Consider the following 23,907-nt stretch of genomic DNA (forward strand, 5'->3'; position numbering starts at 1 on the left):
ACCATGAGTGAATCCGAGGACGGAAAGTGGGGCATCGCCCACGTGTACGCGTCGTTCAACAACACGCTCATCACGGTCACCGACGAGACGGGCGCCGAGACGATCGCCAAGTCGTCCGGCGGCACCGTGGTGAAGCAGAACCGCGACGAGGCGTCGCCGTACGCCGCCATGCAGATGGCGGAGGTCGTCGCCGAGCGCGTCAAGGACGCCGGTCTGGAGGGCGTGCACGTTCGCGTGCGCGGTCCCGGCGGCAACCTCAACAAGTCCACCGGTCCCGGTGCGCAGGCGACGATCCGCGCGCTCTCGCGGGCGGGCGTCGAGATCGGGCGCATCGAGGACGTCACGCCGATCCCGCACGACGGGACGAAGGCGCCGAAGAACAAGCGAGTCTGACATGACCGAAGACGAATTCGACGTCCAGTACGTCGAACGGGACGAACGCAGCGCGCGGGTGCTGATCCGCGGGCTCACGCCGGCGTTCGCCAACGGCATCCGCCGCGCGATGATCGCCGACGTCCCGACGTTCTCGATCGACACCGTCCGGTTCGTCGAGAACTCCTCGGTCATGTTCGACGAGATGATCGGCCTGCGGCTGGGGCTCGTGCCCCTGACGACGCCGCTCGACGACTTCGAACTCGGCGACGAGGTCACCCTCGCGCTCGACGTCGAAGGTCCGGCGACGGCGTACTCCGGCGACATCGAGAGCAGCGACCCGCTCGTCGAGGTCGCCGACGAGAACGTTCCGATCATCGAGCTGAAGGAGGGACAGCGGTTGGAGTTCGAGGCCGACGCGGTCCTCGACACCGGCAAGGAGCACGCCAAACACCAAGGCGGCGTCTCCGTCGGCTACCGCCACCTCCAGCGCGTCTCGGTCGAGGGCGACCGCGGCGAGTTCGACGACGACGAGCCGAACATCCTCCGCGGCGTCATCGAGACGCCGGACGGGGAGATCGAGCTCACGGACGAGTTCGACAACGACCTCTCGGAACGGTTCCCCGGCAAAGAGGTCGCGGTCGAGGACGTGCCGGGCGCGTTCGTCTTCCACATCGAGACGGACGGCTCGTTCGACGTCGAGGAACTGTTGCTCCGCGCGATCGACTCCATCGAGGAGCGCGCGGACGAACTACAGACGAAAGTCGCAGTATAAGGAAATGACGGCCCTTCGAACCACCCCCCTGACCGTCGCCCCCGCCGGCAGCCGCGGCGCCGCTCCGACCGACGGAGCGCCCGCGGCCGACCGCGGGGACGCCGGGACCGAAAGTGGTTTGAAGGGAGCCGGAATACGGTGGAGTGCACGCAGGGATAGCCAAGTCAGGCCAACGGCGCAGCGTTCAGGGCGCTGTCCTGTAGAGGTCCGCAGGTTCAAATCCTGCTCCCTGCACTCCGTTTTCCACGAACTCTCCGTTCAGGAGGGACAGCTATGAGTAGCAAGACGAATCCGAAACTACAGAACCTCATCGCCGATCTGAAGTCGGTCTCGCGTGACTCCGGTGCCAACGTGTGGCAGGACGTCGCCGACCGACTGGAGAAGCCACGGCGCACGCACGCTGAGGTCAACCTGGGCCGTATCGAACGATACGCGCAGGAAGACGAGACGGTCGTCGTCCCCGGCAAGGTGCTGGGCAGCGGTGTGCTCGAAACGAACGTTACCGTCGCCGCCGTCGACTTCTCCGGAACCGCCCGGACGAAGATCGACCAGGCCGGCGAAGCGGTGACGCTGGAACAGTACGTCGAACAGAACCCCGACGGAAGCAACGTGCGGGTGATCCGATGAGTCTCGCGAAGATCGACGCGGACGTCGTCGTCGACGCCCGCGACTGTATCCTCGGTCGCGTCTCCTCGGAGGTCGCCCAGCGCGTCCTCGCCGGGGAGACCGTCGCCGTCGTCAACGCCGAGCGCGCCGTCATCACCGGCAACGAGGAGGCGACGATGGAGACGTACCACAAGCGCGCGGAGCTCGGCTCGGACAGCGGGCCGTACTACCCCAAGCGCCCCGACCGAATCTTCAAGCGCGCCATCCGCGGCATGCTGCCGTACAAGTCGGAGGACGGCCGCGAGGCGTTCTCGAACGTGCGCGTGTACGTCGGGAACCCCTACGAGCGCGACGAGGACGTCGAGAGCGTCGTCCTCGACGGCACCTCGCTCGACCGCCTCTCGAACATCAAATTCACCACGCTCGGGGAGATCTCCGAGTCTCTGGGAGCCAACGTCACATGGTAACGAACACCTCAGGCAAGAAGAAGACGGCCGTCGCCCGCGCCACCGTGCGCGAGGGCGAGGGTCGCGTTCGCATCAACTCCCAGCCAGTCGAGCTGGTCGAACCGGAGCAGGCGCGGCTCAAAATGCTGGAGCCGTTCCGCATCGCGGGCGAGGAGCTCCGCGACGGCGTCGACATCGACATCGACGTCGAGGGCGGCGGCTTCAGCGGGCAGGCGGACGCGACGCGGACCGCCATCGCCCGCGGCCTCGTCCAGCACCTCGGCGACGCCGAGCTGCGCGACGCGTACATGAACTTCGACCGCACCCTGCTGGTCAACGACGTGCGCCAGTCCGAACCCAAGAAGTGGGGCGGACCCGGCGCGCGCGCTCGCTACCAGAAGTCCTACCGCTGAGGTGATCCAGTCATGATGATCCCCGTCCGGTGTTTCACGTGCGGCAACGTCGTGGGTGAACACTGGGAAGAGTTCAAAGAGCGGGCTCGCGAGGGCGACGAAGACCCCGGCGAGGTGCTCGACGACCTCGGGGTCGACCGGCACTGCTGCCGGCGCATGCTGGTGAGCCACCGCGACCTCGTGGACGTCGTCTCGCCGTACCAGTAACCATGTCAGGACAGCGATACAATCGATACGAGAAGGCACGCATCCTCGGCGCGCGAGCGCTACAGGTGTCCTACGGGGCGCCCGTGCTGATCGACACGGACCAGACGGAGCCGATACTCGTCGCCGCGGAGGAGTACGACGCGGGCGCGCTCCCGTTCACCGTGCGGAGGGAATCCAACTAATGACCCGAATTACCAGCGTCTCGTTGCGTCGCGTGCTCGACTCGCGCGGAAACCCGACGGTCGAGGCCGACGTGCTCACCGAGTCCGGCGGCTTCGGCCGTGGGGCGGCGCCTAGCGGGGCCTCGACCGGGGAGTACGAAGCGATCGAACTGCCGGCGAGCGAGTCCATCGCGAAGGCCCGCGAACACGCGGTCCCGCGCCTCGAGGGCGTCTACGCCGGCGACCAGCGCGCGGTCGACAACGCACTCCGCGCCGCCGACGGGACGGACGACTTCTCCGCCATCGGCGCCAACAGCGCGGTCGCCATCTCGATGGCGGCCGCGAAGGCCGCCGCCGACGTGCTCGGCGCACCGCTGTACCAGCACCTCGGCGGGGCGTTCCGCGGCGAGAACTTCCCGATCCCGCTTGGCAACGTCGTCGGCGGCGGAGAGCACGCCAAGGAGGCGACCCACATTCAGGAGTTCCTCGCGGCGCCCGTCGGCGCGCCGAGCGTCTCGGAGGCCGTCTTCGCGAACGCCGCGGTCCACGCGGCGGTCGCGGACGTGTTAGACGAGCGCGGCGTGCCCGCGGCGAAGGGCGACGAGGGCGCCTGGGCGCCCCCCATCTCGGACGCCGACGCGTTCGAGGTCGTCGACGAGGCGGTCGACCGCGTCGAGGAAGACGTGGGCTTCGAGATCCGCTTCGGTCTCGACATGGCCGCGGCCGAACTGTACGACGACGAGGCCGAGGCGTACGTCTACGGCGACGAGACGAAGTCGGCCGACGAGCAGATCGAGTACGTCGCCGGCCTCGTCGACGAGTACGACCTCGCGTACGTCGAGGACCCGCTCGACGAGAACGACTACGAGGCGTTCGCGGACCTGACCGACCGGGTCGGCGACCGGACGCTGATCTGCGGGGACGACCTGTTCGTCACCAACGTCGAGCGGCTCCAGGACGGCATCGACGCCGGCGCGGCCAACAGCATCCTCATCAAGCCGAACCAGATCGGGACGCTGTCGGACGCGTTCGACGCCGTCGAGCTCGCCGCCCGCAACGGGTACGAGACAGTCATCTCTCACCGTTCGGGCGAGACCGAGGACACCACCATCGCACACCTCGCCGTGGCGACCGACGCCGGTTACATCAAGACCGGGACGGTCGGCGGCGAGCGAACCGCCAAGCTGAACGAACTGGTCCGCATCGCGGACGACGCGGTATGACGGGCCCACACCACGCATGAGCGAAGACAACGACGCGGTCGAACTCGACGACGACGCGGAGACCGAGGCGGTCGACGCGGCGGTCGAGGAGGAGGCCGACACGACCGAGGAACCGACCGCCGACGCGGCCGAGACGGCCGCCGACGCCGAGAGCGAGACCGCCGCGGGCGACGACGAAGCGGACGAGGAGGAGGCCTCCCCGTTCGACGACGACGTCATGCCCGACGACGACGTCGACCTGCTGATCCCCGTCGAGGACTACCTCTCCGCGGGTGTCCACATCGGGACCCAGCAGAAGACGAAGGACATGGAGCGGTTCATTCACCGCGTCCGCGACGACGGGCTGTACGTCCTCGACGTGAGCCTGACCGACCAGCGGATCCGCACGGCCGCGGACTTCCTCGCGAACTACAACCCCGAGCAGATCCTCGTCACATCCTCGCGGCAGTACGGTCGGTTCCCGGCCGAGAAATTCGCGGACGCCATCGGCGCCCGCGCCCGCACCGGTCGCTTCATTCCGGGCACGCTGACGAACCCCGACTACGCCGGCTACATCGAGCCGGACGTGGTCGTGGTCACCGACCCCATCGGCGACGCGCAGGCCGTCAAAGAGGCCATCACCGTCGGTATCCCGGTGATCGCGATGTGCGACTCCAACAACCAGCTGTCGAACGTCGACCTCGTCATCCCGACGAACAACAAGGGTCGGCGCGCGCTGTCGGTCGTCTACTGGCTCCTCGCCAACGAGACGCTCGACCGCCGCGGCGCCGACACGGTGTTCGCCCTCGAAGACTTCGAGGACGAGCTCTAAGCCGGCCGCGTTTTTCTTCGACGCTTCCTGTTTCGTCCGTTCACCGCTCGGAGAGCCGTCGGCGAATCGATCCGCGGCGCGACGCGCTCAGACGATATCGGGCGTGAACGGGTACGAATAGACCCGCCCGTCGTTGGCCTTCACCGTTGCCACGAGGACCAAGACTAGGTCGACGACGCCGATAATCGGGAACAGCAGGAGGCCGATGAACACGAAGCTCAGGAGGGCGGCAATCATGAGCGCGGCGAAGACGACGATCTGGAAGTTCAGCGAATTCTTCGCGTTCCGCTCGACGAGTTCGTCGTTGTCGTCCGCGAGGATCAGGAAGAGAATCGGGCCGAGGAACGACGCGAAGAGCGACGAGGCGTGCGACAGCGCCGCTAGCGTCGTGTCCCCGTCGACGGTCCCGTCGCCGGTCTCAGTTGCTGTGGTTGACATAGCGGGATGGCGGTTTCGGAGCAGATTGATAAATTTTCGGAGACCGACCGGGATACACGGAGGCGGCAGTCGACAGCCACGCTCGAGCCGGCGCCCGTCGCCGACTGCGACCGATCGGTCGTCGGTCGGTCCCCCGCTCAGTCGGGCGTCGGCCGGTCCCCCGCTTAGTCGGTCGTCGACGGCTCGCTGTCGGTCGGTTCGTCGACCGCCCCGCCCGTCGTCTCCTCGAGCACGTCGTGGGTCCACCGCGGCTCTATCTCTCGGTTCGCCATCACGATCCGGTCGCCGCCGTCGGTGTCGATCCGCGTCTTCCGGAGTTCGATGGCGGCGACCGTTCCCGTCACGCCCTTCGACTCGACGCGGTAGCCGACGTTGAAGTCCGGGTCCCGCAGGAGGTAGACGCCCGCCACCGTGTCCTCGATCATCTCGGAGAGCGCGTAGGAGACCCCGAGGGCGATGAAGCCGACGGCGGTGCCGAGGCTCGCCGCGATGTCGCCCATGCCGACGACCTTCAGGAACGTGAGCGCGACGCCGAACCAGAGGAACACGGAGACGAGCGTGACGATGAGGTCGCCGACCAGTTCGCGGTCGCCGACGTACAGCCGTTCGATCGACCCGCGGACGACCGAGAGGACGACCCGCACCGTCAGGTACGCCAGCGCGAGGAAGATCAGCCCCGAGAGCAGCCGCGGGACCGCCACGACCAGCCCCTCGACGAAGTTCGAGAGCGAGCGGGAGACGAGCGACGGGATCTGCGTCATGCCGAACCGCACACGGCGGAGAGTGGAAAAGGTGAGGGCGCCGCCGGCTCAGTTCGCGGCCTCGTCGCCGGTCGCCCCGTCCTCGGACAGCGCCGACCGAGCCTCCGCGACGGTCTCGTCCACGCGAGCCCACGCGACGGGCGGCTCGACCGCCTCGAGCTCCGCGTCGAGCGCGTCGAGCCGCTCGCCGAACTCGCCGTCCCGGCCCGGCCGGTCGCCGAGCGCGTCGGCGTGCTCCGCGACCGCGGATTCGAGATCGTCGATCCGCGCGTCCACGTCGTCCGGGAAGGGGGCGCCGTCGCGGTGGGCCCACGCGCGGAGGTCGTCGGCCTCGGCTCGGAGGTCGGCGACGACGAGGTCGAGGACGCGCGTCTGGACGGCGGCGTCGAACCGCCGTCCTGGGTCCGGGTCGTCCGCGTCCCGCAGCGACTCGACGGTCTCGGTGAGGGCCGCAGCGGACTCCTCGGCGGCCTCGACTTCGTCCACGAGCGCGCCGTGGCGTCGGTTGGCCGAGCGGAGCCACGCCTCGAACGCCTCCAGTTCGGTTTCGAGGTCGTGGGCGACGCGGACGATGTCCTGCGCCTCGGTGGTTATCTCGTGGAGGGCAACCGCGGCGCGGTACACCGCCACCGGCTCGGCTAGCCCCGACCGCGCCGCGCCGAGGTCGTCGCCGAGCGCCTCCACCTCCGCACGGAGGTCGTCCAGCCGGTCCCCGAACGCCCGCCGGCGGACAGTGACGACCTCGAGGTCCGGCGCGTCGTCGGCGGCGGCGGTCGCCTCGTCGTGGGTCCGCGTCGCGAGGTCGACCCGCGTCTCCGCTGTCGCGAGTATCTGCGACACGTCGGTGACGCTCGACTCGATCGCCGCGGACGTCACCCTCCCGTCGTCGGTGAAGGGTTCGAGCCAGGTCCGGATCGACTCCGGTTTCTCGCCGGTCCGGTCGGCCACAGACTCGACGAGTTCGTCGAGGGGCGTCTCCGCGGGCGCGCTCTCACTCATACGGCCGGATTCGGCGTAGTACGGTGTATACCTTCCTAAGAGCGGTGTGTTCGGGGACAGAGGCAAACAGAGCGGTACGTGGTGGTATATAGCTGTCAGAACCGTCTCTTGTACTCACCACCGATACTGTGGACTCTTCGCGTGACAAGAGGTGACTATATTAAAAATATAAACCAGTTTAATAGACTTGCCCGTTGCCACGCCTGATGTCAGACCGGAACTGGGTCGACGGCGGCGTGTCGCGGCGGAAAGTTCTCATCACGTCCGGAGCGCTCGGAACCGCCGGGTTGGCGGGCTGTAGCGGAAGCAGCGACGGCGGCGACGGCGGATCCGGCGGCGACGGCGGCGACGGTGGCTCCGGCGGCTCCGGTGGCGACGGCGACGACGGCTCCGGGCAGAGCACGGCGCTGCTCAACGCCGAGGGCTCCTCGACGGTGTACCCAATCTCGAACACGGGGAGCTCATACTGGAACTCCAACGCCCCGCCGAGCGACGGCGAGTACTGGGGCGCGAACGACGAGGGCTCGGTGCCCGGCTGGGACCAGCTCTCCGCCGACGGCGCGGACGACATGCTCATCGCCGACTACTTCGCAGCGAAGTTCGGCTTCGAGCCGACCGATCAGCGCTCTTCGCCGCCGTTCCCGACGACGGTCGGCCTGAGCCACTCCGGGACCGGCTGTGAGGCCGTCACTGACGGCCTCGTCGACATCGGCAACTCCTCCGGGCCGATCACGGCGGAGCTCGACTGGACCGAGGAGAAGGCCCAGAACACAGTCGTCGACAACGTTGTCGGTCGCGATGGCCAGCCGGTCGTCGTCAGCTCCGACGTCTCCGACGCCGGCGTCGCGCAGCTGACCGGCGAGGAGATCCGCGGCATCTACCAGAACGAGATCACCAACTGGAACGAGATCGACGGGGTCGACTACGATCAGGAGATCTACGCTATCGGCCGCGCCGAGGGCTCCGGGACGGACACCTCGTTCCGCCTGAACATGCTCGGCGCCGCCGACGCCTCGATGTCGGGCGTCGACACGCGCTTCGGGCAGAACCAGCAGGTCGCGCAGGCCGTCTCCCAGAACGAGGGCGCCATCGCGTACATGGCGCTCGCGTTCACCAGCGAAACGGTCATCCCGATCTCCATCGAGTTCGACGGCACGCTGTACGAGACCAGCCGCGACGCGGAGAACACCATCTTCGACAGCGAGTACCCGCTCAACCGCGACCTCCACATGTACACGCTCATCGAGGAGAACAACCCCGAAGCCGGCGGCTACGACCGGCGCGAGGCGGCGTTCGTCAATATGTTCCTCAACGAGTTCGGACAGAGCGTCTTCGTCGAGGGGAACAACTACATCCCGCTCCCGACGAGCGACCTCCAGTCGATGAAAGACAAGGTCTCGTCCGTCGCCACGGAGGATCTCATCTCGCCGTAGTCCGACGACCGACGGTCGATCGACCCGAGACGAGCGTCGTCTCGGCCGACTGACCCCCCCGCGACCGCCCGTCTCTCCGCGGCCGCCGGCGCTCACGGTACGGACGAACATGGCTTCTACGACACACAACACGCGAATGCTCTCGATAACAGACAGATGCCAACGGTAACAGACGCGCTCGGCGGGCGACTGACCGACGCGCTCGGCGCGCAGCGCAGACGGGTCAGGGAGTTCGTCGACGAGACCGAACCCCCCGCGCTGGCGATCATCTCCGCGATGACGCTGTCGCTTCTGGCCACCCTCGTCGGGTTCCTCGCCGTCTCCGACCTCACCATCGCTCCCTTCGTCGTCTTCCTCACGGCGGCGGGGATCGGCTGGTTCCGGTACCAGGAGGAGACCGCGTACACGATCGCGCTGATGATGACGGTGTCGACGATCCTCATCCTCGGACTGATCATCGTCTTCATCTTCCGCGAGTCCGTCCCGGTGATCCGATACGAGAGCGCGACGGCGTTCGGGATCACGGTCCCCGGCCTGCGGATGTTCATCCAGCCGAACTGGGACGCCGTCTCGCCGCCCATCCGGTACTCGATGGTGCCGATGATCCACGGGACGGTGATGGTGACGCTGATCGCCTCCGCGGTCGCCGCGCCCCTCGGTGTTTCCGCGGCGCTCTTCCTCTCGGAGATCGCCCCCGCGACCGTCCGCGAGGTCGTCAAGCCCGGCGTCGAGATCCTCGCCGGCATCCCCTCGATCGTCTACGGGTTCATCGGGTTCACCGTGCTGGGCCCGTGGGCCTCCGACCAGTTCCAGACGACGGGGCAGGGGTCGTACCTGTTCGTCGGCATCGTCGTCGGGCTGATGGCGCTCCCGACCGTCGTCTCCGTGGCCGAAGACGCGCTGAGCAGCGTCCCGGAGTCGATGAAGAGCGGCTCGCTGGCGATGGGAACGACCGACTGGCAGACGATGACCTCGATCACGCTGCCGGCCGCGTTCTCCGGCGTCTCCGCGGCGGTCCTGCTCGGTGTCGGCCGCGCCATCGGCGAGACGATGGCCGCCACGGTGATGCTCCGCGGCGTGCCTCGCCTCACGGAGCCACTCGTCAACGTCTTCTACGGGCAGGAGACGCTGACGTCGATCATCGCGCGGAACTACGGCGAGGCCGACGGCCTCCAGATGGACGCCTTGTTCGTCGCGGGCGTGATCTTGTTCGTCACCGTCCTCGTCATCTCCATCGGCGCGCAGTACATCGAATGGAGAATGCACAAGCGGCTCGGGGGTGAGGTCTGATGGCGGACGCGAGCCAGACGGACGCCAGGCTCGTCGAGTCGGAGACCACGGAGACGGACGCCGTCGCGGGCGTTGCCGTCGGGCTCTCGGCGGTCCTGTTCGCGCTCGCCGTCGCCGCGCTGTTCGAGCGCGTCAGCCTCACCGGCTCGCTGTTCGGGATTCGGACCGTGACGCTGCTCGGCGGGCTCCTGACCGCGCTCGGCGTCGCGGTGGTCGCCTTCGGCGCCGGCTCCCGTCTGGGCTACGTCGAGACCGACCCCGACCCGAGCGCCGGGCTCGTCGCCGGCTTCGGCGCCGCCGTTCCGTGGGTCGTCGTCGGCGGGAGCGTCGCGAGCCAGACGCTCGGTCTCGGCACGACGGTCGGCGTCCTCGCCGGGACGGCCGTCGGCGGCGGCGCGTTCGCGCTCACGGTCCTCCCCCGCGAGGACGTGGGGTCGACGCTCCCGCTCGGGAGCCTCCTCGCGCTGACGGGGCTCGTGTTCCTCACCGGCGTCATCGGCCCGACGTGGGTGTGGGAGCTGGACTGGGCCCAGCAGGCGGCCCTCACCGCGGAGTTCCTCATCCCCGCGGCGACGCTGTTCAGCGCGCTGTACGGCGGCTGGGCCTCGGCGAAGGCGTACGGTGGCTTCGGCGCCCGCGGTCGGCACATGGGCGCGTACGTCCTCGTGTACCTGAACGCGCTCTCGATCGTCGCTTTCCTGTTCGTCCTCGTCGCCTTCGTGGTCGTCCAGGGGGTCCCCGGGCTGTTGAACGGCGTCGAGATCGGCCTCGGCACCGGGCCGCAGACGACGGTCCTCGGCGTCTCGGTCACGCTGCCGGTGTCCGTCCCGTTCGTGATGAACGGCGTCGCCCTCTTCAATGACTTCCAGGGCGTGTTGCCCGCGATCGTCGGCACGGTCTGGCTCGTCCTCGGCGCCGTCGTGCTGGCGGTCCCGCTGGGCGTCGGCGCGGCGCTCTTCCTCACCGAGTACGCGGACCGCGGTCGGTTCACCCAGGTCGTCGAGATCGCGACAAACGGGCTGTGGAGCACCCCCAGCATCGTCTTCGGGCTGTTCGGCTTCGCCTTCCTCATCCCGCGGTTCGGCAACGGGAAGTCGCTGCTCTCCGGGATGATCACGCTCGGGTTCATGCTCCTCCCGCTCGTGGTGATCACCTCCCGGGAGGCGATGCTCTCCGTCCCCGACGAGTACCGCGACGCGAGCGCCGCGCTTGGGGTGTCGAAGTGGCAGACGATCCGGAGCGTCGTCCTCCCGGCGGCGCTGCCCGGCGTCGTCACCGGCGTCATCCTCGGCGTCGGTCGGATCGCCGGCGAGACGGCGCCGATCCTGCTGACGATGGCCGGCGGGACGTTCGTTCCCGGCTCGCAGACGGTCGACGTCCTCGGGAGCTTCCAGTTCACGTCCGCGCCGCCGTTCGTCGCCAATCCGGCCCTGCTGGAGGCAACCTCGGCGCTGCCGTACCAGCTGTACGCTCTGATTTCCGCCGGCGTGGGTGCCAGCAGCAACGTCGGCAACGCGGACGAGTTCCGCTGGGCGACGGCGCTGGTGCTGCTCGTCGTCGTCCTCTCATTCTACGCGATCGGCATCGCGACGCGCTACTACTTCCGGCGACGGCTCACACACACCTGAATCCGATGAGCGAGAACACCACCCAACAGACCCAGACCGCATCGACCGACGACCGCTCGCCGACCGACGGCCGCTCGCCCACCACGACGACCGGCGAGACCGTCGAGCAGACCCGCGACGAGTGGACCGACTACGAGTTCCGCGGCGACGCGAAGCTGGCCGTCGAGGACCTCGACGTCCACTACGGCGACGACCACGCGCTGAAGGGCGTCTCGATGGAGATCCCCGAGGAGAGCGTCACCGCCCTGATCGGCCCCTCGGGCTGCGGGAAGTCGACGTACCTCCGGTGTCTCAACCGGATGAACGATCGGGTCAGCTCCGCCCGGATCGACGGCTCGGTGAAGCTCGACGGGCAAGAGATCTACCGGGACGGGGTCAACCTCGTGGAGCTGCGTAAGCGGGTCGGAATGGTGTTCCAGTCGCCGAACCCCTTCCCCAAGACGATCCGCGAGAACATCGCCTACGGGCCAAAGAAGCACGGCGACCTCGACACGGGCCTCCTCGCCCGCCTGCTGAACCGGAGCGACGCCGACGAGCGCGACGCGCTCGTCGAGCGGTGCCTCCGCGACGCGGCGCTATGGGACGAGGTGAGCGACCGGCTCGACGACAACGCGCTCGGGCTCTCGGGCGGCCAGCAACAGCGGCTCTGTATCGCCCGCTGCCTCTCGGTCGACCCGGAGGTCATCCTGATGGACGAGCCGGCGTCCGCCTTGGACCCCATCGCCACGGCGAAGATAGAGGACCTGATCGACGACCTCGCGGAGGAGTACACCGTCGTCATCGTCACGCACAACATGCAGCAGGCGGCCCGGATATCGGACCAGACCGCCGTCTTCCTCACGGGCGGCGAACTCGTCGAGTACGGCGACACCGATCAGGTGTTCGAGGACCCACACAGCGAGCGCGTCGAGGACTACATCACCGGCAAGTTCGGGTGATCCCATGCCCCGAGAACAGTACCAGGACTCGCTCGACGAGCTCCGGGCGGACGTGCTCGCCATGGGGGATCAGGTGATAGGGCAGGTCGAACGGAGCCTCGACGCCGCGGAGCGCCGCGACGAGCCGCTGGCGAAGAAAGTGGTCGACGCCGACGCCGCGGTCAACGAGACGTACCTGCGCTTGGAGGACCGGTGCGTGGACCTGTTCGCGCTCCAGCAGCCGGTCGCGGGCGACCTCCGACTCGTCACCGCCTCGTTCAAGATCATCACCGACCTCGAACGCATCGGCGACCTCGCGGTCAACCTGGCGGACTACCTCCGGACCGCGACGCGGACGCTCTCGCCGGAGGTTCAGCTCGACGCCATCGGCGAGGCGGCGCGCGACCTCCTCGAACGGAGCCTCGCCGCGTACGAGGCCGAGGACGCGGCCGCGTGCCGCGCGGTCGCGGCCGACGACGACGAGGTCGACGCGCTCTGCCAGCGGGCGAGCGAGAGCGTCACCCGCGATCTGATCGCCGGGACCGACGGGGACGGCTGGGAGGCCGAACGGCTGTTGGACGACGTATCGCGGGTGCTGTTGACGATCCGAGACCTCGAACGGATCGCGGATCACGCCGTGAACATCGCGGCGCGGACGCTGTACATGATCGAAAACGACCCGGAGCTGCTCTACTGAGATGGAGTCGAGAAAGGTCCAAACCGTGGGGAACGGGACGTACACGGTCTCGCTCCCGAAGGACTGGGCGGAGTCGCAGGGCGTCGCGTCCGGCGACACCGTGACGCTCCACGACCACATCGACGGCGTGTTGGCGGTCCAGACCGGGAACGGCGGCGACGGCGACCCGCCCGTCGCCCGGATCGAGTCGGCCGACCCGGAGGTAATCGAGCGGGCGCTGCGGGCGGCCTACGCCGCTGGCGCGCGCGAGGTCACGCTCGAACGGGACGAGCCGCTCACCCCCGACCAGCGGCGCGTCGTCGAGCGGGTCGCCCGCAACCGGATCGGGATGTCGGTGGCCGCGGAGTCGGAGACCGCGACGACGGTTCAGATCATGCTGGACTCGACGGAGGTCTCCGTGAGTCAGTCGCTCCGACAGCTGGCGTTCACGGTCCGCTCGATACACGGCGACGCGGTCGAGGCGCTGGCGACGCCGCCCGACTCGTCGCCGATCGGCTCCCGCGACAAACAGGTCGACCGCCTCGCGTCGATGATCGACCGGTCCGTCTCCCGCGGCATGGCCGACCTCGGGGAGGTCGACGCGCTCGGCACGACCCGCCCGGAGCTGTTCGAGTCGTGGACGGCGATGCGGGAGCTGTGCCGCTTCCGCGACGCGGCGGTGGACATCGGGAGCGCCGCGGCGGCCCTCGACGACCCGCCGTCGGCCGCGCGACTGGCGGCGTGTCGCGACTTCGGTCGCACGGTCCGAGAGGTCGTCTCCGACGGGGTGAGCGTCGCCCTCGGCGACGAGGGCGCCGATGTCGCTCGGAGCGCGGTCGGTGAGCTGCGCCGGGCTCGCGACGACATCGACGCGCTCGATCGGGAACTGGACGAGGCGGGCGCGGGGGCGGCGGAGCTCCGCCGCGTCGCGCGCGCGCTGCGGCGAACCGCGGAGTGCGGGGGCGACGTGGCGGAGATCGGGCTGCGTCGCGCGGTCCGCTGCCGCGAAACGATACGCGACCGCGACCCGGGACGGATGAACGAGTAGATGTCGGGTCCCGCCCAGACCCGCCAAGCGCAACGCCTGTAAGCGCGGGGGGAGAGGAGACTCGTATGACCGTTTGCGAAGCGCCGGGGAAGGTGTACCTCTTCGGCGAACACGCCGTCGTCTACGGCGAGCCGGCCGTGCCCGCGGCGATCGAGCGGCGCGCCACGGTGACCGCCGAGCCGCGCGAGGACGACCACGTGCGCGTCGAGGCCGAGGACCTCTCTCTGAACGGGTTCACCGTGGAGTACGCGGGTGGGACGAGCGACCGGCCCGATGTCGACGTGCCGACGCCGCTCGTCGAGGCCGCGATGGGGTACGTCGACGCGGCCGTCGAGCAGGCGCGCGAGGTGGCCGACGCGCCCGACGCCGGCTTCGACATCACCGTCGAGAGCGACATCCCCCTCGGCGCGGGGCTCGGGTCGTCGGCGGCCGTGGTCGTGGCCGGTATCGACGCCGCGACGCGCGCGCTCGGGGAGCCGCTCGACCGCCGAGAGCTGGCCGAGCGGGCGTATCGGGCCGAGTTCGAGGTCCAGGACGGGCAGGCCTCCAGAGCGGACACCTTCTGCTCGACGATGGGCGGCGCGGTGCGGGTCGAGGGCGACGACTGCGAGCCGATCGACGCGCCGAACCTTCCGTTCGTCGTCGGGTTCGACGGCGGCGCGGGCGATACCGGCGAGCTGGTCGCCGGTGTCCGCGAACTGCGGGCGGAACACGAGTTCGCCGCCGACACGGTCGAATCGATCGGCGACCTCGTCCGGACGGGCGAGGAACTGCTCGCGGATGCCGACCCCGAGAGCGACCCCGACCCGGCGCTGCTCGCGGAACTCGGCGAGCTGATGGACTTCAACCACGGACTGTTAGCGGCGCTCGGCGTCTCCGCCCGGTCGCTCGACGCCATGGTGTGGGCCGCGCGGGACGCGGGCGCGCACGGTGCGAAGCTCACCGGTGCGGGCGGCGGCGGCTGTATCGTCGCGCTCGACGAAAGCGACGCGACGGAGACCGCGCTCTCGTTCACGCAGGGCTGCGAGGAATCGTTCCGCGCCGAGCTGGCGACCGAGGGCGTCCGGGTGGTGGAGCCGTGACGGGGGGCGAAGCCGTCAGTAACGACGACGCCGGCGGAGAGTCCGCTCCCCCCGTCGTCCTCAAGCTCGGCGGGAGTCTGATCACGGAGAAGAACGAGCCCGAAACCCTCGACGAGGCGGCGCTCCACGCGGCCTGCGACGCCGTCGCGGACGCCCTCGCGGCGGGTACGGTCGACCGGCTCGTCGTCGTCCACGGCGGCGGGAGCTTCGGCCACTACCACGCCAGCGAGCACGGCGTCTCGACGACAGACGGGACGCGGGACGCCGAGGCGGCGGCCGCGATTCACGGGGCGATGAAGCGGCTGAACGCGCACGTGTTGGAACGACTCCGCGAGCACGGGGTCCCGGCGGTGCCGGTTCACCCGCTGTCGCTCGCGGCGCGGGCCGGCGGCGCGGACGGCGGGCTCGACCTCCCGCTCGGGTCGACGGCGACGCTGCTCGGCGAGGGGTTCGTTCCGGTCCTCCATGGCGACGGCGTGGCGACGGCGGGCGACGGGGTGACGGTCGTCTCGGGTGACGAGCTGGTCGTCGAGCTCGCGTCCGGACTTGGCGCACGCCGCGTTGGGGTCTGCTCGACGGTGCCCGGCGTCCTCGACGGCGACGGCGACGTGATCCCAGCGATCGACGACTTCGGGTCGGTCGCGGACGCCCTCGGCGCGAGCGGCGCCACCGACGTCTCCGGCGGCATGGCCGCGAAGGTGCGGGAGCTGCTCGCGCTGGACGCGCCGGCGTACGTGTTCGGCGCAGAGGGGCTGGTCCCGTTCCTGCGCGGCGAGGGCGCGGGGACCCGGATCGATTGAGCGGGTGACCGCGGGCGCGTCGCAAACGGTGGCGCGCCCCCGTACAGAACCCTTATTCGACCCACGGCCCTCCTCCCCGGCATGAACGAATCGGACGTACGGGAGCGGCTCGCGGAGGTGCGGGACCCCGACCTCGGCGGCGACATCGTCTCGCTCGGGCTGGTGAACGGCGTCGACGTCGACGAGGCGGACGGAACGGTCCACGTGTCGCTCGCGCTCGGCGCCCCTTTCTCGCCGACCGAGTCGGCCATCGCCGACGACGTGCGCGAGGCGCTCGCCGACACCGGGCTCGACGTCGAGCTGTCGGCGTCGATCCCGGACGACCTCTCGACCGAGGAGCAGGTCCTCCCCGGCGTACAGAACGTGATCGCGGTCGCCTCCGGGAAGGGCGGGGTCGGGAAGTCGACGATGGCGGTCAACATCGCGGCCGGGCTCTCCAAACTCGGCGCCCGCGTCGGCCTGTTCGACGCCGACGTGTACGGGCCCAACGTCCCGCGGATGGTGTCCGCGGAACAGCGCCCGGAAACCGACGGCGAGACGATCGTGCCACCGGAGCGGTTCGGCGTGAAGCTGATGAGCATGGACTTCCTCACCGGCGAGGACGACCCCGTCATCTGGCGCGGCCCGATGGTCCACAAGATCATCACCCAACTCGTCGAGGACGTGGAGTGGGGCGAGCTCGACTACCTCGTGATGGACCTCCCGCCGGGCACCGGCGATACACAGCTCACGATCCTCCAGACGCTGCCGCTGACGGGGGCCGTGATCGTCACCACGCCGCAGGACGTGGCGCTCGACGACGCGGTGAAGGGGCTCCGGATGTTCGGTAAACACGACACGAACGTCCTCGGTATCGCGGAGAACATGGCCGGCTTCCGCTGCCCGGACTGCGGCGGCTTCCACGAGATATTCGGCTCCGGCGGCGGGAAGGCGCTCGCCGCGGACCACGACCTGCCCTTCCTCGGCGGCGTCCCGCTCGACCCCGCGGTCCGGACGGGCGGCGACGACGGCGAGCCCGTCGTCTTGGAGGACGGCGAGACCGCAGACGCGTTCAAGGTGCTCGTCGAGAACGTCGCGAACAACGCCGGGGTCGTCCGCCGCCGCGGGGTGAGCGGCGAGCGATGACCGACGCGGACGACGGCGCGGGGGCCGGCGACGAAACCGGGGCGACCGGCGACGACCCGGAGGACCCCCTCGCGGCCGCGGGCGTCGACCCGGTGGTACCGGACGAGGCGTCGGGCGCGGAGATCCCGGCCGACGCGGAGGTGCGGGAGTTCCTCCGCGAGGTGGCGGCGGACGTACGCGCGGAGAGCTCGGAGAGCAAGCAGCTCTCGGCGATCCTCTACCGGGTGTCGGACTTATACGACGAGGAGGAGGAGACGTCGCCGGAGGAGATCTACCTCAACGTCCGGCACATCATGCGTATCAAGGCGGAGGGCGGGCTGCGTCGCTGAGGCCGCCGGAGCGGACGGCAGTCACGTCGCCGGGCGGGGTCAGTCGTCCGCGTCGGCCGCCGGGGCGGAGTCGATCGGGCTATCGTCCAGCGGCGTCGCGTCGTCGACGACGCGCGCGAGCCCGAGGCGCTCGGCCGTCTCCGGCGTCGGGAGCCCCCGTTCGCCCCACCCGCGTGCCGCGTAGTACCGGTCGAGCAGGCGGTCGAACGCGTCGACGTCGACGCCCGGCGTCCCGTCGGCCGCGTCGGTGCGGAGCGGCTCAGGGAGCGCGTCGTCCGCGCGGTCGAATCCCTCTCGGGCGTTGAACAGTCGGGTGAGCGTCCAGATGCGCTCGCCGGTCGTCGCGAGCGCGGCGGGGGAGGGATCCGGTCGGCCAGCGTCCCTCGCGTCCCCGCGTTCCGACTCGTCGCGGTGCGGGCCGCCGCAGTCGTCGACCGCCGGGTGCTCGATCGCCGCGAGCCACTCCGCGCCGAGGTCGGCACAGACCGCCTCGCCGACGAAGTCGTCGACGACGAGGCTCCACAGGACCGAGCGCGCGTTCTGCTCCCCGACCACGTCGCGCACCCGGTCGGCGAGGGAGCGGTCGGGACGTGCCAGCGGCTCGCGCTCCTGCGGTCGCGCGCGCCGGTGACACGCGCCGCGGTCGCTCGTCGCGTACGCGAGCGCGACGCCGACCGCCGCGCGCGGGTCGAAGCCGGGCAGCGCCATCGACTTCACCGTCGGCACGAGCGCGTCGCCGCCGAATCGGGCCACCGCGGCGTCGACCCCGTCGGCGAGGGCGTCCGGGAGGTCCGGGTCCACGTCGAGATCGGCCGGGGGGTCGCGGGCCGCGATCGCCTTCAGCAGGTGCTCTGCGCCAGCGGCGTCACCGAAGTCGACCGGGCAGTCGACGACCCCAGCCCGCCCGGCGCGGATCGCCCAGGCGACCGCGCTGCCCGCGCCGATCACGTCGAGGCCGAGACGGTCGCAGACCCCGCAGAGCTCCGCGACGCGGTCGAAGTCGTCGATCCCGAGCCCGGCGCCGAGCGTGATTGGGGCCGCGCCGCGCGGGATCACTTCGCCGTCGGGCGTGTCGATCCGGAATCCGCCGGGGACGCCCGCCGGTCCGCTCTCGGCGCCCTCTCGGCCGTCACCGTCACGGCCGGCACTGACGGCTTCGCGTCCGGCCGCGCGCTCCGCCGCGGCCTCGACGCCGATGTCGTCGACCCCGTCGAAGCCGGTCTCCGTCCATCCCTCGGCCGCGAGGATCCCGACCTCGTCCGCGTAGTCGACCGTCTCGATCGTCTCGCCGGCCGCCTGCCACTCGCCGGTCGGCCGCCGCCCGTACGTCTCGGCGTCGCGGTCGCGGCGGGCGGCGAGGTCGTCCGGGACCGCCGGCGGGGGGTCGCGGGCGACGACGGCCTTCAGCCGCTTCGCGCCCATCACCGCGCCGGCGCCGCCGCGCCCGGCGTGGTGGTCGCCGCCGTCGCTCGCGATCGTCGCGTACGCCGCCTCGCGCTCGCCGGCCGGGCCGACGCAGGCGACGCCGGCGTCCGGGAACCGCTCGGCGGTCTCGGCGGCGTCGTCGCCCCACGCGTCGGTCGGCTTGACCCGGGCGCGACCCCCCTCGACCTCGATCCGGACCGGTCTGTCGGCGGTCCCGGTCACGAGCAGGCCGATGCAGTCGTCGAGCGACCCCGCGAGCCGGACGGCGAAGTCGCCGCCGGCGTACGAGTCGAGGAACCCGCCGGTGAGCGGCGACTTCGTCACTGCGGCGTACCGGGTCTCTCCCGGTAGGAAGCCCGCGAGCGGCCCGACGAGGAACGCGAGGAGATTCTCCGGCCCCGTCGGGTCCGTTCCCGGCGAGAGTTCCTCGTAGAGGTAGCGCGCTCCGATCCCCTTCCCGCCAACGAAGTCGCGTCGCCAGTCCCGCGGGACCCGTTCGCTGGTAGTCTCGCGCGTCGAGAGGTCCACGCGAATGACTCGGGTGCGGTTTCGGCGCATCCGGTTGCCCTGCGTGGCGGAGTCGTATCAATTTGTCCGCCGCCGCGACGCCGCCGGTCGGCCGCCCGTCCGACCGCCAGAGTGAGGTCCGATGCGACTGAACGCCCCGGCATGGACCTGACGACCGCGCTCGACGCCCGCGACGCGACCGTTTGCGTCGTCGGCGCGGGCGGCAAGAAGTCGACGCTGTTCGCGCTCGCCGACCGGCTCGACCGGCCGGTCGTGACCGCGAGCGTCCGAATACCGATCTTCGACGACCGGGTCGCCGCGGTGCGCGTGACCGCGGACCCGGTGGCCGCGCTCGGCGAGGCGGGACCCGACGAGTGGCCGCTCGGGCTGGTCCCCGAGCGCGACCGGTCGGACCGGTACCTCGGGTACGACACGGAGACCGTCGCCGAGATCGCCGACGCCGCGCCCGGCGCGACGCTCGTGAAGGCGGACGGGGCGCGCCTCCGCGAGTTCAAGGCGCCGGGCGACCGCGAGCCGCAGATCCCGTCGAACGCGGACATCGTCGCCCCGATCGCGAGCGCGCACGTCGTCGGCGAACCGCTCACGGAGGAGCACGTCCACCGCCCCGAGGAGGTCGCCGCGATCACGGGCCGCGAGATCGGCGACGAGATCCGCCCGGCCGACGTCGCGACGGTCCTCGCGAGTCCCGCGGGCGGGCTGAAGGGGGTCCCCGGCGACGCGACCGCGATCCCGGTCGTGAACAAGGTCGACGACGAGGCGGACGCCGCCGCGGCCCGGGCGCTCGCCGAGGAGATCCTCATGCGCGCGAACGTGCCGCGCGTCGTTCTCACGCGCCTGACCGCGGACGATCCGGTCGTCGAAGTCGTGGAGTAGCGGCGGCGGTCTGGCCGTGCTCGGCCCGGTTCCGTCAGACCGGTTCCTCCAGTATCGTCTCATCCCCGTGCTGGACGACGGCGCGCTCCGGGACGGGAGTCTCCGTGAACGCGACGGCGACTGAGTGCGCGTGGGGCTCAGCGATGTCCGAGCAGCGGCCGACGTCCGAGTCGGGGTCGTCCTCGGAGACGATCCGGAGGCGGAGCGTCCCGTCGTCGAGCGCCGCCTCGAACAGCGTGACGCGTTCACAGCGGCGGGGGCCGTCGAGGAGCGATCCCGCCACGACCAGCCGCGGCGTATCTTCGTCGAGGCGCCGGCGAACCTCGGCGACGTCGATTTCCGCCGGGTCATCGCTCCACGGCGGGGTGGGACACCCTGCGAGCGCGGCGGTCGAGACGGCGGCCACGGACGCGAGGAGGGCTCTGCGTCGCATGCCCGGAGCGACGCGGAGGGCCGTGAAGTGTTTCCGTGGTCGGGGGTGGGGTCGAGCGGCTCGGGAGGAGTGGCCGCCGCCACCGCCGCATCCGAAACCACTATCCCCGATCCGGCGAACTTCCGGGTATGGACTGGCCACACGACCCCGACGGCGAGCAGGGGAGCGAGGGCATGCGGCAGTACGGCCACGCCGTGCTCGCGAAGAAGATCAACGAGGATGAGGACTTCCCGCTGACCGCCGCGGAGTACGTCGAGCAGTACGGCGACCACCCGATCCGGATCGACTACGAGACGGTCGTCTCCGTCGAGGAGATATTCGAGAACGTCGAGCAGGAGGAGTTCGCGGACTTCGTCGAGTTCCACCAGGAGCTCGGCCGCGCGATGCGGGAGAACGGATACTGGTTCTACGAGGGCGCCGACCAGTTCGTTGACGGCAGCGCCTGACTGCTCGAACACTCGTTCCGGCGTCGTTCTCTTTCCCGAAGCCTCGGCTGTTCTGCGATACGTCGTCGCCACCGCGAGGAGCACTTCCGAAGCCCCAGCCGCAAGGCGGGCGCACGCTCGCTGTGCGCTTCGGTCGCTCGCGCTGCTCTCCCTCCAGTGCTTGCGCCACCTGCGCCCGCCTCGCGACTGCCCCTTCGAGTCCCGTCCCGCACCGCGACCGCACCTCACACCTCCCCAGCCTCGTCGACCGCCCGGAGCAACGCGGAGGGCAGTCGACTCCAGCGAGGGACCGAAGGTCCCTCTGGCAGCCGGCGCGTAGCGCCGGCGACCTCGCGCGTGCGACTCGCGCCCTTCGGGCGCTCGTCGGCACGCGCCACCGCGGTTCGTTCGTATCGCTTGGCCGGCCCTCGACTCTTTTAAGAACGCGGGGGGCGAGCGAGCCACCATGGACCACGAGCGGATCGCCGTCCTCGCCCACGAGAAGTTCCCCGACCGCGCGAAGACCGCGCTCGGCGTGCTGCGCTACGGCGACCAAGACGTCCGGGCCGTCCTCGACCGCGACCGCGCCGGCGACCGCGTGAGCGATCACGTCGCGGACGTGGGGGACGCGCCGATCGTCGCGTCGTTCGAGGAGGCGCACGCGGCGGTCGACGGCGACCTCGACGCCTTGTACATCGGAATCGCGCCGATCGGCGGCGGCTTCGACGAATCGTGGCGGTCGGACGTCGAGGCCGCGATCGAGGCGGGCTGTGACGTGGTGAGCGGTCTCCACTACTTCCTGAACGAGGACGAGGAGCTGGCCGCGCTCGCGGACGACCACGGTGTCGACCTCGTCGACGTGCGCGAGCCGGACGACGACCTCACGGTCGCGACGGGCGCGTCCGGCGACGTGGACGCCGACGTGCTGCTCACTGTCGGGACCGACTGCTCGGTCGGGAAGATGACCGCCTCGCTGGAGATCGTCGCGGCCGCCCGCGAGCGCGGCATCGACGCCGCGTTCGTCCCGACCGGCCAGACCGGGATCATGATCGCCGGCTGGGGGAACCCGATCGACCGCGTCGTCTCCGACTTCGCCGCCGGCGCGGTCGAGGACATGCTCGCCGAGGTCGGCGACGACCACGACCTCCTCGTCGTTGAGGGGCAGGGGAGCATCGTCCACCCCGCCTACTCGGCGGTCACCTGCGGCATCCTCCACGGGTCGATGGCCGACGGGCTCGTCCTCTGTCACGCCGCGGGCCGCGAGGTCGTCCACGGTTACGAGGAGTTCGCCCTCCCGCCGCTCGCCGACTACGTCGACCTCTACCAGGACTTGGCGGCGCCCGTCCACGAGGCGAGCGTCGTCGCGGGGGCGGTGAACACGAAGGACATCGACGAGGACGAGGCGGCCGCCGAGGCGGTCGCCGCGTTCGCCGACGAGACCGGGGTTCCCGCGATCGACCCGGTACGCCACGGCGCGGACGCCGTCGTCGACGCCGCCCTTGACGCCGGACTGGGCGCGGTCGACGCCGCGGACGCCGACTCGGAGGTCGACGGGGAGGAAGCGGCCGAATGAGCCTCGACACCGAGTTCGAGCGGGTGTCGCTGCCGCTCGAGAACGCGTTCACCATCTCGCGGGGGACGCAGACGGCGGCCGAGAACGTGGTCGTCCGCGTGACGGACGACGCGGGGATGACCGGGGTCGGCGGCGCGGCGCCGTCGACCCACTACGGCGAGACGGCCGACACGGTCGCGGCGGTCATGCCGGACCTCCTCGACGTCGTCGAGCGCGTCGGCGACCCCCACGCAGTCCGCGAGATCGAGACCGAGCTGCGGGCGGTCGTGAACGGGAACCCCGCCGCCCGCTGTGCCGTCTCGATCGCCGTCCACGACCTCGCCGCGAAGCGGCTCGGCGTCCCCCTCCACCGCCTGTGGGGGCTCGACCCGAGCGACGCGCCGAAGACGTCGTTCACCGTCGGACTCGACGAGACCGACCGCGTCCGCGAGAAGGCCGCCGACGCCGTCGCGGCGGGCCACGACGTGTTGAAGCTCAAGCTCGGGACCGACCGCGACCGCGAGCTGGTCGACGCCGTCCGCGAGGCGGCGCCCGACGCGCGGCTCCGGGTCGACGCGAACGAGGCGTGGACGCCGAAGGAGGCGGTCGCGAAGAGCGCGTGGCTCGCCGACCGCGACGTGGAGTTCGTCGAGCAGCCCGTCTCGGCCGACGACCCCGAGGGGCTCCGGTACGTCTACGAGCGGTCGGAACTCCCGATCGCCGCCGACGAGTCCTGCGTGACCGCGGCGGACGTGCCCGCGATCGCCGACCGCTGCGACATCGCGAACCTGAAGCTGATGAAGGCCGGGAGCCTGTCCGAGGCCCGGCGGGTGATCGCCGCCGCGCGAGCGCACGGGCTGGAGGTGATGTGCGGCTGTATGATCGAGTCGAACGCCTCCATCGCGGCCGCCGCGCAGCTCGCGCCCCTCCTCGATTACGCCGATATCGACGGGTCGCTGCTGCTCGACGACGACCCGTACGAGGGTATCGATCTCCCGGACGGTGAGATCCGGCTCGCCGATCAGGACCGCGCGGGGACCGGCGCGCGCCCGGCGTCGGAGTGAACCGAGTCTGAGGCGGGGACGAAAGGAACGGGGACCGCGGGGACCGAGCGCAGATCTGCTGGGGACC

General features: G+C 70.5%; 28 protein-coding genes and 1 tRNA gene. 24 read left to right on the plus strand and 5 right to left on the minus strand.

The window, feature by feature from the left end; all coding sequences use genetic code 11:
- Positions 1-3: 3 nt before the first annotated feature.
- The 10 genes from EXE52_RS10090 (at position 4) to rpsB (ending at position 5,014) form a co-directional block, all read left to right on the plus strand.
- Complete coding sequence (locus EXE52_RS10090; RefSeq protein ID WP_004046448.1) at positions 4-393, plus strand: 30S ribosomal protein S11; 390 nt, start codon at positions 4-6, stop codon at positions 391-393.
- 1 nt (position 394) lies between these two features.
- Positions 395-1,147: a DNA-directed RNA polymerase subunit D gene (locus EXE52_RS10095; RefSeq protein ID WP_089308634.1), complete on the plus strand. Its 753-nt coding sequence runs from the start codon at positions 395-397 to the stop codon at positions 1,145-1,147.
- Positions 1,148-1,296: 149 nt separating this feature from the next.
- Positions 1,297-1,381, plus strand: a tRNA-Leu gene (locus EXE52_RS10100).
- A 39-nt stretch (positions 1,382-1,420) separates the two neighbouring features.
- Complete coding sequence (locus EXE52_RS10105) at positions 1,421-1,774, plus strand: 50S ribosomal protein L18e (protein WP_089308633.1); 354 nt, start codon at positions 1,421-1,423, stop codon at positions 1,772-1,774.
- Positions 1,771-2,220 carry a 50S ribosomal protein L13 gene (locus EXE52_RS10110; RefSeq protein ID WP_008367868.1) on the plus strand — a complete coding sequence of 150 codons (450 nt, stop codon included), beginning with the start codon at positions 1,771-1,773 and terminating at the stop codon, positions 2,218-2,220. Before EXE52_RS10105 ends, EXE52_RS10110 begins: the two co-directional genes overlap by 4 nt.
- On the plus strand, positions 2,214-2,612 hold the full coding sequence (locus tag EXE52_RS10115; RefSeq protein WP_004595258.1) for a 30S ribosomal protein S9: 399 nt from the start codon (positions 2,214-2,216) through the stop codon (positions 2,610-2,612). The genes EXE52_RS10110 and EXE52_RS10115 overlap by 7 nt, the downstream gene beginning before the upstream one ends.
- Positions 2,613-2,624: 12 nt before the next feature.
- Positions 2,625-2,819 carry a DNA-directed RNA polymerase subunit N gene (locus EXE52_RS10120; protein ID WP_006628058.1) on the plus strand — a complete coding sequence of 65 codons (195 nt, stop codon included), beginning with the start codon at positions 2,625-2,627 and terminating at the stop codon, positions 2,817-2,819.
- Between the two features lie 2 nt (positions 2,820-2,821).
- Entirely contained in the window at positions 2,822-3,001 is a 180-nt protein-coding gene (locus tag EXE52_RS10125; RefSeq protein WP_049930742.1) for a DNA-directed RNA polymerase subunit K, read from the plus strand.
- Positions 3,001-4,203, plus strand: coding sequence for a phosphopyruvate hydratase (eno, locus tag EXE52_RS10130; protein ID WP_089308632.1), 1,203 nt, complete (start codon positions 3,001-3,003; stop codon positions 4,201-4,203). The genes EXE52_RS10125 and eno overlap by 1 nt, the downstream gene beginning before the upstream one ends.
- Before the next feature lie 16 nt (positions 4,204-4,219).
- The gene (gene rpsB, locus EXE52_RS10135) at positions 4,220-5,014 is read left to right on the plus strand and encodes a 30S ribosomal protein S2 (protein ID WP_049930745.1); all 795 of its coding nucleotides are present in this window, start codon (positions 4,220-4,222) and stop codon (positions 5,012-5,014) included.
- Positions 5,015-5,101: 87 nt separating this feature from the next.
- Here the strand turns inward: rpsB and EXE52_RS10140 are convergent, their stop codons facing one another.
- The 3 genes from EXE52_RS10140 to EXE52_RS10150 form a co-directional block, all read right to left on the minus strand.
- Positions 5,102-5,452, minus strand: a complete 351-nt coding sequence (locus EXE52_RS10140) for a DUF4870 domain-containing protein (protein WP_089308631.1) — start codon at positions 5,450-5,452, stop codon at positions 5,102-5,104.
- A 164-nt stretch (positions 5,453-5,616) separates the two neighbouring features.
- On the minus strand, positions 5,617-6,213 hold the full coding sequence (locus EXE52_RS10145; protein WP_089308630.1) for a mechanosensitive ion channel domain-containing protein: 597 nt from the start codon (positions 6,211-6,213) through the stop codon (positions 5,617-5,619).
- A gap of 48 nt (positions 6,214-6,261) precedes the next feature.
- Positions 6,262-7,212, minus strand: a complete 951-nt coding sequence (locus tag EXE52_RS10150; protein ID WP_089308629.1) for a halo transducer protein — start codon at positions 7,210-7,212, stop codon at positions 6,262-6,264.
- Positions 7,213-7,418: 206 nt separating this feature from the next.
- Here EXE52_RS10150 and EXE52_RS10155 point away from each other — a divergent pair, with 206 nt between their 5' ends.
- From EXE52_RS10155 to EXE52_RS10200, 10 genes are all read left to right on the plus strand, one after another.
- Complete coding sequence (locus EXE52_RS10155) at positions 7,419-8,645, plus strand: PstS family phosphate ABC transporter substrate-binding protein (protein ID WP_086215726.1); 1,227 nt, start codon at positions 7,419-7,421, stop codon at positions 8,643-8,645.
- Between the two features lie 156 nt (positions 8,646-8,801).
- Positions 8,802-9,935 carry a phosphate ABC transporter permease subunit PstC gene (gene pstC / locus EXE52_RS10160; RefSeq protein WP_086215725.1) on the plus strand — a complete coding sequence of 378 codons (1,134 nt, stop codon included), beginning with the start codon at positions 8,802-8,804 and terminating at the stop codon, positions 9,933-9,935.
- A complete protein-coding gene (gene pstA, locus EXE52_RS10165; RefSeq protein WP_089308628.1) occupies positions 9,935-11,563 on the plus strand; it encodes a phosphate ABC transporter permease PstA in 1,629 nt (542 codons plus the stop codon). The genes pstC and pstA overlap by 1 nt, the downstream gene beginning before the upstream one ends.
- A 5-nt stretch (positions 11,564-11,568) precedes the next feature.
- Complete coding sequence (gene pstB, locus EXE52_RS10170; protein WP_089308627.1) at positions 11,569-12,501, plus strand: phosphate ABC transporter ATP-binding protein PstB; 933 nt, start codon at positions 11,569-11,571, stop codon at positions 12,499-12,501.
- A gap of 4 nt (positions 12,502-12,505) precedes the next feature.
- Positions 12,506-13,177 (plus strand): phosphate signaling complex protein PhoU, encoded by a 672-nt coding sequence (phoU, locus tag EXE52_RS10175; RefSeq protein ID WP_089308626.1) that lies wholly within the window; start codon positions 12,506-12,508, stop codon positions 13,175-13,177.
- A gap of 1 nt (position 13,178) precedes the next feature.
- A complete protein-coding gene (locus EXE52_RS10180) occupies positions 13,179-14,204 on the plus strand; it encodes an AbrB/MazE/SpoVT family DNA-binding domain-containing protein (protein WP_089308625.1) in 1,026 nt (341 codons plus the stop codon).
- A gap of 65 nt (positions 14,205-14,269) precedes the next feature.
- Entirely contained in the window at positions 14,270-15,286 is a 1,017-nt protein-coding gene (mvk, locus tag EXE52_RS10185) for a mevalonate kinase (RefSeq protein WP_089308624.1), read from the plus strand.
- Positions 15,283-16,086 (plus strand): isopentenyl phosphate kinase, encoded by an 804-nt coding sequence (locus EXE52_RS10190; RefSeq protein ID WP_089308623.1) that lies wholly within the window; start codon positions 15,283-15,285, stop codon positions 16,084-16,086. The genes mvk and EXE52_RS10190 overlap by 4 nt, the downstream gene beginning before the upstream one ends.
- Before the next feature lie 81 nt (positions 16,087-16,167).
- Positions 16,168-17,211, plus strand: a complete 1,044-nt coding sequence (locus EXE52_RS10195) for an Mrp/NBP35 family ATP-binding protein (protein ID WP_089308622.1) — start codon at positions 16,168-16,170, stop codon at positions 17,209-17,211.
- Complete coding sequence (locus EXE52_RS10200) at positions 17,208-17,540, plus strand: hypothetical protein (protein ID WP_049930761.1); 333 nt, start codon at positions 17,208-17,210, stop codon at positions 17,538-17,540. Before EXE52_RS10195 ends, EXE52_RS10200 begins: the two co-directional genes overlap by 4 nt.
- Before the next feature lie 39 nt (positions 17,541-17,579).
- Here EXE52_RS10200 and EXE52_RS10205 read toward each other — a convergent pair whose 3' ends face one another.
- A complete protein-coding gene (locus EXE52_RS10205; protein WP_089308621.1) occupies positions 17,580-19,523 on the minus strand; it encodes an aldehyde ferredoxin oxidoreductase family protein in 1,944 nt (647 codons plus the stop codon).
- Positions 19,524-19,634: 111 nt separating this feature from the next.
- Between EXE52_RS10205 and yqeC the strand changes: the two genes are divergently transcribed.
- Complete coding sequence (gene yqeC, locus EXE52_RS10210) at positions 19,635-20,366, plus strand: selenium cofactor biosynthesis protein YqeC (RefSeq protein ID WP_089308620.1); 732 nt, start codon at positions 19,635-19,637, stop codon at positions 20,364-20,366.
- A gap of 34 nt (positions 20,367-20,400) precedes the next feature.
- Here yqeC and EXE52_RS10215 read toward each other — a convergent pair whose 3' ends face one another.
- Positions 20,401-20,799: a hypothetical protein gene (locus EXE52_RS10215; RefSeq protein ID WP_089308619.1), complete on the minus strand. Its 399-nt coding sequence runs from the start codon at positions 20,797-20,799 to the stop codon at positions 20,401-20,403.
- A 128-nt stretch (positions 20,800-20,927) separates the two neighbouring features.
- Here EXE52_RS10215 and EXE52_RS10220 point away from each other — a divergent pair, with 128 nt between their 5' ends.
- From EXE52_RS10220 to EXE52_RS10230, 3 genes are all read left to right on the plus strand, one after another.
- On the plus strand, positions 20,928-21,245 hold the full coding sequence (locus tag EXE52_RS10220; RefSeq protein WP_089308618.1) for a DUF5785 family protein: 318 nt from the start codon (positions 20,928-20,930) through the stop codon (positions 21,243-21,245).
- A gap of 445 nt (positions 21,246-21,690) precedes the next feature.
- Positions 21,691-22,797, plus strand: coding sequence for a DUF1611 domain-containing protein (locus EXE52_RS10225; protein WP_089308617.1), 1,107 nt, complete (start codon positions 21,691-21,693; stop codon positions 22,795-22,797).
- On the plus strand, positions 22,794-23,840 hold the full coding sequence (locus EXE52_RS10230) for a dipeptide epimerase (RefSeq protein WP_089308616.1): 1,047 nt from the start codon (positions 22,794-22,796) through the stop codon (positions 23,838-23,840). The genes EXE52_RS10225 and EXE52_RS10230 overlap by 4 nt, the downstream gene beginning before the upstream one ends.
- Positions 23,841-23,907: the final 67 nt, after the last annotated feature.

The sequence above is a fragment of the Halorubrum sp. CGM4_25_10-8A genome (genome assembly GCF_005435025.1).
Lineage (GTDB): Archaea > Halobacteriota > Halobacteria > Halobacteriales > Haloferacaceae > Halorubrum > Halorubrum ezzemoulense.